Origin of the sequence: Halorientalis regularis, assembly GCF_023698535.1 — an archaeon.
Lineage (GTDB): Archaea > Halobacteriota > Halobacteria > Halobacteriales > Haloarculaceae > Halorientalis > Halorientalis regularis.
Genome location: NZ_JALJCL010000024.1, coordinates 24,266 through 32,082, shown reverse-complemented (window position 1 = coordinate 32,082; position 7,817 = coordinate 24,266). Strand labels below are relative to the sequence as shown.

The window sequence follows — 7,817 nt, the reverse complement described above, 5'->3', positions numbered from 1 at the left end:
CATGATTCTCGATGAGGAGGCTCTGTTGGACACAGCTATCGCCTCCTCATTCCTCTCGAAAAGTAGCCTCGATAAGCCGCTGCTGTCACGCGGTTTCTCTCTTAGCTAAAGACGGATGGCCCTGAACGTGTCGTCAGTCTCGTCGTACTGTATCTCCAGACGGCCCTGTTCGCCGTTCCACTTGGGGTCGCCAGCAACTTCGAGGCGCAGGCGGTCGTGATATCCCAGGCCGTACTCGTCTTTCAGTTCTTGGCCGACCGGAATCTCGACTCGTGACCGCTCGCCGGTTTCCAGCGTGTACTGATCGTTGCGGATGAACGTGCGGAGTTCTCTACCGTCGTCCTCGTTGCCCCAATAGCCCGGCGGGGCCGTGTCCTCGCCGTTCTCGCGGGCGGCGAAGAACGACTGCCACGCCGACTTATTCTTCCGAATCACCTGCTGTGCGGTAGCAGACCCGAGCACGTCGACGTACTGTTTCCGGTAGTCGGCGGTATCCCACACCGACTCGCTGTCGAAGAAGTTCTGGCGACGTTCGTAGTTTAGTTCGTTCCACAGGCTGGCGGAGGCGTCCAACAACTCGCGGAGTAGTTGCTCGTCCCGCTCAGAGAGCGGACGCACCGCGAACGTGTTGGTTCGCCTCATCACCATAGTCTATTTAGTCTCTCGGTCTAATAAGTCCGTCGATGAGGCCAAACATCGACATTCCGTGGAGTATCCACGGGCGAGTGAAAGACCACGCCGAGCGTAACGAAATGGACTTGACCGAAGCGTACTGCGATGTGCTGGAAGAAGGTCTTGAAAACGTGGAACATCCAGATTAGCCGTAGTTCGTTGACTGTCGGGCGGTATTGTCGCTCAGACTCACCCCTGGAGGGGTGAGCTTCCGCTCGCTACGTGTCACTCGCGGGCCCGACGCGCCGGGACGATTAATTCCGTCCGGGTCGAAGGTAAAGGGGCAACGGAGGCACACCCATGACCGACCAACCCGAGACTTCAGCGACCGCAGATCGTACGTTCACCGACCCGCAGTTCGCGACGCTCGCGCTGACCGTCGACGGCGACGGCGCACTCGACGCGATCCACGACGCCGTGAAGGGACTCCACGCGACGGCGACACCCGTCGGCACCAAGATCAGGACGACCGGCGGCACGCTCGTCGCCGTCGTCCACACGCCACAGACCGCGGCCGGCGATGCCGAGTCGATCCTGCACTACCGGACGGAACCCGCGACCGCTCTCGCGACCAGGAAGGCCAGGACACTCCGACGACGACTCGAATCCCACGAGGCGGATACAGACGCCCCGACGGCCGAGTAATCCCCTGCTCTCGGCCACTCGACACGGCAGGAGGCCGACATCCGCGACGCCAGTTCCACGCCGTCCGGTCGGCGAATCTACTGCATGTCGTGGTCGACACGCCCCCAGGCGTGCATCCCGTTGCGGACGGACTTCGCCTCGAAGCCCTGCGCCCGGAGGAACTCGGCGGCGCGGGCGGACGTGACACCGGCCTTGCAGACGACCGCGATCTCCTCGTTCTCGGGGAGTTCGTCCAGGTGATTTTCGAGCCCAGAGTAGTCGTACTGGAGCAAATCCTCGTAGACGGGAACGTTCGTACTCTCGGGGATCCGCCGCTGTGCGTAGTCGCGCTCCTTGCGAACGTCAAGGACGAACAGCTCCGCCGCGTCGTCCGTCTCGAGTCGACGTGCGACCTCGACAGCCTCGATATCGGTATTGCTCATATCGTTCAATATCACCGCTCTGTTCAGGCTTAAATATGTTGGAACCGAACCGAGAAGCGCGAGGTCAGTAGCGGCACGAGTCTGGTTTCTCGGCACCCTTCGAGGCCAGTGGTGCGACCGACAGGCCACACCGGATTCGAGCCGGCGGGATCCAGCAGCTATTTCACGACACGCACACAACTACGAGCAATGGGACATCACACGTTCGACGCGGGGAAGGCGGCGAAACTCGAAGACGCTGCGGCGCGCTATCGCTCCGTCTCCCGCGAGGAACTCCTCTGGGGACTCGACCTGACTGGGACGGAGACGGTGGTCGACCTCGGGAGCGGGACTGGGTTCTACACCGACGATGTCGCGCCCCACGCCGGCCGTGTGTACGCGGTCGACATCCAGGACGCGATGCACGGCCACTACCGCGAGAAGGGTGTGCCGGCGAACGTCGACCTCGTGACCTCCGGAATCGAGGATTTGCCGTTCGACGACGGCGAACTCGACGCGGCCGTCTCGACGATGACCTACCACGAGTTCGCCACGGACGACGCGCTCGCCGAAATCGGGCGGGTTCTCGCGTCCGGTGGGCCCCTCGTCGTGGCCGACTGGTCGGCCGACGGGACCGGCGAGGACGGCCCACCGCTGGCCGAGCGGTTCACCGCGGACGACGCGGCCACGGCGCTCGAAGCCGCCGGGTTCGAGATCGAGCTTCAGGCGACGCGACCGGAGACGCTCCTCGTCGTCGCCACGCGGCGCTGACCGCGACCGGTTCGGCGCGGTTCGCCGGAAAACACTATCGGACTGGCCGGCGAAATCACGGGTGATGCCAGCCATCCCGTCGCCGACACACTGGCGGACCTGGAACGCAGTGGGTGCGGTGTCGGTGCTCGCGTTCGTGTTGTCGCTGGCCGCGCGGGATCACCTGGTCGCTCCGCTCAGGGCCGCGGGAATCCCCTTCGGTCTGTTGAGCGGTGCCCTCCTCGGGCTCGCCGTCCTCTCGCTGTTTCAGTTCCTGTATCACCTGACCGGCGAGGACATCGCCGACGAGCGGTGACCGTCGACCACTGCTGTCGCGCTCAGATCTCCACGACCCAGGCCCGGTAGTCCTCGTCGCGGCCGTAGACGGATCGAAACACGCGGTCGAAGAAGCCCCCCAGTCGATCCGGGTCGGCACGGGCCGTGATCCGGACGTTCGTGCCCTGCGCGTCGTCCGGACTCGTCAGCTCGTCGATCCGGAACTCGGGGTACTCGTCGAGGAGATTCGTCAACCGCTCCAGTTCCGCGTCCGTGCAGTCGAGGTTCACGGTGTCCTCGGCGAGTTGGATCCAGGGAATCGTGTGTTCCGGCGCGTCCTCGGGCAGGTCCTCCTCGTCGGCCGCTGCCTCGGCTGGCGTCGGCTCCGGTTCGATAGTGATGAAGGGGCTGCCGCGCTCGCGGTGTGCCGCGACGGCGTTGGCGAACAGTTCGCGTCGCTCCGCCGGTGTGTCGGCGTCGAACCGTGTCACGGGCGGTCTTCGTCGGCCAGCGGCAAAAGTGCAGGCGGCCGACCTATTCCACCACGTACGATTGGTGGTCGCCCCGCGTCTGCACGTCGACGAACTGGTGTCGGGTCGCGTCGCCGACCGCGCCCGCGAACGATTCGTCGCCCTCGCCGGTGTCGTACACGTCGTTGGCCCCGTACAGGTCGTGTTCGTGCAGGCGCCCGCGGATATCCTCGGGGACGCCGGCGTCGGTCGTCAGGTCCACGACGAACAGGCGGTCGGTGAAACTCTTGGCGAGCCAGGCGTCCGCGACCACCTCGCGCTCGCGGAGGTCGGCTGCCAGCTGGCGCAACTCCGCGGTCCGGTCCATCACCGATCCGTTCGATCCGCCCCGGCAAAGTCCCGGTCCCGAACATCTTCACCCGCGCCTGTAGGCGAGATGCAGGAGCGCCTCGGTCGGCGTCGACCCTGCATCCGCGATCAGTCCGGAAACGAGAACTGCGGTGGCTCCTCGTCCACGTCGAAATCGGATTCGGACGGATCACCGTCCACGTCGAAGTCAAACTCCGGTAGGTCGTCGGAGTGGTCGCCGGTGTCGTCCGGATTCGACCGGACCGGAAACGAGAGCGAGCGGATGCAGTCGGGAACAACCGCGCGGGCGGGTGTGACCGGTCGCCAGCCAGGTCGTGGCGAGCGGGAACCGGTCGGAACACGTCCGGCGCACACGGTCGGGCCACTCGAAACCGATACGTTTCAGGATAATTATCGTTCGAGACGACGCCAATCACGTCCGGCAGTTTCACTTTCACTCCGCGTGGCTCGGGTACATAATCCTCCAGTTAGTATTGGTACGTAGAGGGCGACCAGCCCTCCCCTGTCACACGCTCCTTTCGATGTCACGACCCGCCACCCACGAGTCTCTCGGCAACTGCCCCCGCTGTGGCACGTCGATCCCGTCGCGCAACCTGCTCATCCGGTACGAGCGGGGCGACGGACACGCGCGGTACGCGGCGTGTCCGGACTGCGAGACGCCGGTCCGGCCCGCGTGAGCGAGGTCACGCGCTCCCGTCGGGCGACCGATACGACGGGGACGTTCATATCGGGGGCCGTCCTACTAGCGAGTAGCCGTGAGTTCACCCGCACATCGGTGTGGCGGTTGCGGTGCACTGCTCCAGTCCGTCGACGAACTCGACCGGCAGGACGGGACAGCCGGCCGGTCGTGGTCCTGTACGTACTGTGGAACGTCGGTTCCGGGTATCGTCGGGGAGAAACTCAGTCACCGACGGGACGGCTCCGCGACCGACCGCCGGTCCTGACACTCACTCCCGGAGTACGGTCCGAACGGCGTCGGTCATGGCGTTCACGCGAGCGGCGTGCTCGTAGGATTCCTCGCGGATACCGTTACTGACATCCTCCCACGGCTAAAGCCGTGGGGTTCCCCCACTGGGGGTTGAACCCACGGATACGGAGAGGTTCGCAGGTTCGTCGTCGCGTGGGACGATGACCTGCGTTTCGGGCCGTGCCAGTACGGCCCCCGCCTCGGACAGCGGTTTCGAGAACTTGCCCAAGGCTCGTTTGCCAATATTCAGCGCACCGTTCTTGTCGGCGTTGTCGTCCAGCCCACACTCGGGACACTCAAAGCGCCCCTGCGTCTCACGGATGCCCTCGCAAGCACAGCGGTTGCACGTCTTCGACGTATCGTACTCTTCGACCAATTGCACGCCGATGCCTGCGTCGTGGGCTTTGTACTCGATGTAGTTGAGCAGGCGAGCGAACGGCATCTTGTGGGTCTTGTCGTTGACGTACCGTCCCTTGTCGTTGTCCTTGCGAATCCCGCCGAGGTCGCCCACGACGATGAGTGCGTTCCGTTCTTCGGCGTCCTCCACGATTTGCCGAGCAATCTTGTGGAGGCGGTCGTCCACCTTCCGCGCTTCCGCGTCACCGATACGCTCGACCACCTGCTGTCCCTGTCGGGGTTTCGCTTTCCCGATGGACTTCCGCAGTTGCTTGTAGTGTTCGCGGATACGGCGCACTTTCTCGCCGTAGAAGGTGGTTTTACGATCAGAGAGGAACGCGCAGGTAGCGACCCACCGTGCGCCCATGTCGATAGCCAATACGTCGTCGTACTCGTCTTGGACGGTCACAGACCGCTTGACGACGAGATGGACGTACCAGTCACCGTCACGGCGCACCAGTTCGCTGTCCCGAATGTCGCCCGTTCGGACGAGTTGTTCGTCCTTATGCGGAACGTGGGCGGGACACCAGATGGATTTGCCCCGTCCACGCTCGGGGTCGTAGACAGGGATTTTGACCCACCACGACGAGAGAACGGTGTCCTCGTCGTAGGACACGTCGAACACGTCGTTGCGGAGGACGACGGGTTGTTCGGTGTCGGGGTTCGGGTCTTTCTGTCGCTGGACTTTCGACGCCTGCTGGTCCGTCGCAGAGTACAGGTCGGCGTCTCCGCCGTGGACAGCCGTCTGGAACGCCTCGTACTCACGGGCGAGCAGGTCGGCTTTCCTGTTGGTCAGCGAGTGGAGTTTGACCCGCACCGTGGTTGAGACGGTCCGTTGCATACTACTCACCTGCTTGGGCGTCGATGTACTCTTCGATGACTTCGCTGGATACGTCGCCCGCACTTGAGACGAAGTACGAGCGCGTCCACAGCGATGGGAGGCCGAAGTCGAACTCGTCGCGGAGGTGGCGCGAAGAGTAGCCTTTGACCTGTTGCATGATTTTGTTCGGGGCGAGCGTCGGGTCGCCCGTGATGAACAGGTGTACGTGGTCGGGGCGAATCGCCAACTTCAGTATCTCTAACCCGAGTTCGTTGGCTTTCTCCTCGATGAGTTCTTCGAGACGGTCACGTACTTCGCCCTCAAGCACCGATTTGCGGTACTTCGGACACCAGATGAAGTGGTACTGGAGTTTGTGGACGGTGGTACGTTCCCTGTCGAACCCACGAGGCATCGTCAGTATATAGAAACCACTCACCTGAAGATGTTACGCAGGCATCCAACCCCAACCGTGCCTACGAGCGTGGAAAGATTCCCAGTTGTCGGCTTCATCCCACCCGTGAACGGGTGGGCTTTCGCCTCGCTACCGCTGTAACGTACGCGAAGCCGACGCCGGTGTCGGGATCACCCCAGCCAAAGACGCTCCCGAGACCGGCGTGTCCGAACAGTCGCTCGTCGCTGATCGTCCCGAACATGTCTGCCGGGTGGCCACCCTTCCAGAACCCCAGTGCGTACCGCATCGGTCGCCCGAGCGTGCCGTCGTCTTCGGTCTCGGCCTGCACTGCCAGCGCGTCCTCGACCGTCGCGCCGTCGAGGATACGCGTCCCGTCGAGTTCGCCGCCGTTCGCGATGGTCGCGTAGAATCGCGCCATATCCCGGGCCGTCCCCATCCCGGTCGCTGCGGGCACCACCGCCCGTCTGATAGCCGGGTCGTTGAATGCGGCGGCCGCCTCGGCTGGCGGGTCACCGAGCCCTTCCGCCGGATCTCGACAGCGGTCGAAGGCGGAAAATCCCGACAGCGTTGCGACCGAATCCGGGGCCTCGCCGTCACGGAGACCGATGCTCGTGTCGGTCATCCCCAGCGGTTCGAAAAGCTCCGTTTCGACGAACTCGGCGACCGGGTCACCGCTGACGCGGCGAATCAGTTCGCCGACCAGCCATCCGTAGTTGAGCGAGTGATAGGCGGCCCGCTCGCCCGGTGGAAAGACCGGATCGATCTTCTCCATCGCCCTGACGACTTCGTCCCAGTCGCCCCAGAGATCCGGCCGTTCGTCGAACTCACCGAATGGGATGCCTGACTGGTGGCTAAGTACGTGCCGAACGGTGATCGCCGCTTTCTCGCTCCCGGCCTCGGCGAACTCGGGCCAGTGATCGACGACGCGGTCGTCGTAGTCCAACACACCGTCCTCGACCAGCCGGTGAAGTGCGACGCCGACGTACGGTTTCGTGCAGGAAAACAGGACGTGTCGTCGGGTCGGTGTCGTCTCCTGCCCGTCAGGATCCGTCCCACCGGCGAAGTCGACTGCGAGGTCACCGTCGACGTACACCGCAAGCTGTGCACCATCGTGCAGTCCGACCGATAGGTGTCGGTCGAAGACCGCCCGCAGTCGACGCTCGTCGTCGTCCGTGAGCCGTGGCATGGCATCTATTATCGTATCGGTTGGTATTGACCGTTTCCCCGGAGACGGGCGAGGGGGCATACATTTCCACGAAGGAAATAAGTTCCCCGGCGGAGTGGCCCCACACATGCCCGACGCAGGCCGTGAGACTGAGTACACCGAATCGGACGTGCTCGACGTGTTCACCTCGCGCGGGGACTACGCGGAGCCACTGACGGCGACGGAGATCGCCGACCGACTCGGCTGTTCGCGCCGGACGGCACTGAACAAGCTCCACGAGCTCTCGGAGAAGACCGACGTGACGAGCAAGAAGGTCGGTGGTCGGAGTCGCGTCTGGTGGATTCCGGTTCACGTCGACAGTTAACGGCTGGTATCGGCGTCGGCGCCCGTCTCAGTGTACCCAGAGTCCGTGGTCACTCCGGGCGTGCTCCAGCAGTTCTTCCGTGGTGTCGAACTGCTCACCGCAGCCACACG

General features: G+C 63.9%; 12 protein-coding genes and 2 pseudogenes. 6 read left to right on the top strand and 8 right to left on the bottom strand.

The window, feature by feature from the left end; translation table 11 throughout:
• Positions 1–111 precede the first annotated feature (111 nt).
• Positions 112–642, bottom strand: a pseudogene (locus MU521_RS20490) (nuclease/transposase family protein); the annotation flags it as partial.
• A 330-nt stretch (positions 643–972) separates the two neighbouring features.
• On the opposite strand from MU521_RS20490, the gene MU521_RS20485 reads away from it, so the two are divergent.
• Positions 973–1,317: a hypothetical protein gene (locus MU521_RS20485; RefSeq protein ID WP_092695777.1), complete on the top strand. Its 345-nt coding sequence runs from the start codon at positions 973–975 to the stop codon at positions 1,315–1,317.
• A gap of 95 nt (positions 1,318–1,412) precedes the next feature.
• Here the strand turns inward: MU521_RS20485 and MU521_RS20480 are convergent.
• Positions 1,413–1,739, bottom strand: a pseudogene (locus MU521_RS20480) (rhodanese-like domain-containing protein); the annotation flags it as partial.
• Positions 1,740–1,928: 189 nt separating this feature from the next.
• Between MU521_RS20480 and MU521_RS20475 the strand changes: the two are divergent.
• Both MU521_RS20475 and MU521_RS20470 read left to right on the top strand, forming a co-directional pair.
• A complete protein-coding gene (locus MU521_RS20475) occupies positions 1,929–2,489 on the top strand; it encodes a class I SAM-dependent methyltransferase (protein ID WP_092695781.1) in 561 nt (186 codons plus the stop codon).
• A gap of 64 nt (positions 2,490–2,553) precedes the next feature.
• Positions 2,554–2,784, top strand: a complete 231-nt coding sequence (locus tag MU521_RS20470; protein WP_092695783.1) for a hypothetical protein — start codon at positions 2,554–2,556, stop codon at positions 2,782–2,784.
• A gap of 22 nt (positions 2,785–2,806) precedes the next feature.
• Here MU521_RS20470 and MU521_RS20465 read toward each other — a convergent pair whose 3' ends face one another.
• The 3 genes from MU521_RS20465 to MU521_RS20455 all read right to left on the bottom strand — a co-directional run bounded on the left by MU521_RS20465 (position 2,807) and on the right by MU521_RS20455 (position 3,937).
• Positions 2,807–3,235: a DUF7975 family protein gene (locus MU521_RS20465; protein ID WP_092695785.1), complete on the bottom strand. Its 429-nt coding sequence runs from the start codon at positions 3,233–3,235 to the stop codon at positions 2,807–2,809.
• A gap of 43 nt (positions 3,236–3,278) precedes the next feature.
• Positions 3,279–3,581: a hypothetical protein gene (locus MU521_RS20460; RefSeq protein WP_092695787.1), complete on the bottom strand. Its 303-nt coding sequence runs from the start codon at positions 3,579–3,581 to the stop codon at positions 3,279–3,281.
• A 110-nt stretch (positions 3,582–3,691) separates the two neighbouring features.
• Entirely contained in the window at positions 3,692–3,937 is a 246-nt protein-coding gene (locus MU521_RS20455) for a hypothetical protein (protein WP_092695789.1), read from the bottom strand.
• 167 nt (positions 3,938–4,104) lie between these two features.
• Here MU521_RS20455 and MU521_RS20450 point away from each other — a divergent pair, with 167 nt between their 5' ends.
• On the top strand, positions 4,105–4,260 hold the full coding sequence (locus MU521_RS20450; RefSeq protein ID WP_175452973.1) for a DUF7837 family putative zinc-binding protein: 156 nt from the start codon (positions 4,105–4,107) through the stop codon (positions 4,258–4,260).
• A gap of 78 nt (positions 4,261–4,338) precedes the next feature.
• The gene (locus MU521_RS20445; RefSeq protein WP_092695791.1) at positions 4,339–4,527 is read left to right on the top strand and encodes a hypothetical protein; all 189 of its coding nucleotides are present in this window, start codon (positions 4,339–4,341) and stop codon (positions 4,525–4,527) included.
• Between the two features lie 105 nt (positions 4,528–4,632).
• Here MU521_RS20445 and MU521_RS20440 read toward each other — a convergent pair whose 3' ends face one another.
• From MU521_RS20440 to MU521_RS20430, 3 genes are all read right to left on the bottom strand, one after another.
• Positions 4,633–5,787: a transposase gene (locus MU521_RS20440; protein WP_250864829.1), complete on the bottom strand. Its 1,155-nt coding sequence runs from the start codon at positions 5,785–5,787 to the stop codon at positions 4,633–4,635.
• Between the two features lies 1 nt (position 5,788).
• A complete protein-coding gene (gene tnpA, locus MU521_RS20435; RefSeq protein WP_250864828.1) occupies positions 5,789–6,178 on the bottom strand; it encodes an IS200/IS605 family transposase in 390 nt (129 codons plus the stop codon).
• 94 nt (positions 6,179–6,272) lie between these two features.
• Entirely contained in the window at positions 6,273–7,364 is a 1,092-nt protein-coding gene (locus MU521_RS20430) for a serine hydrolase domain-containing protein (RefSeq protein ID WP_092695560.1), read from the bottom strand.
• A 106-nt stretch (positions 7,365–7,470) separates the two neighbouring features.
• Between MU521_RS20430 and MU521_RS20425 the strand changes: the two genes are divergently transcribed.
• Positions 7,471–7,707 (top strand): helix-turn-helix domain-containing protein, encoded by a 237-nt coding sequence (locus MU521_RS20425; protein WP_092695561.1) that lies wholly within the window; start codon positions 7,471–7,473, stop codon positions 7,705–7,707.
• Positions 7,708–7,817 lie beyond the last annotated feature (110 nt).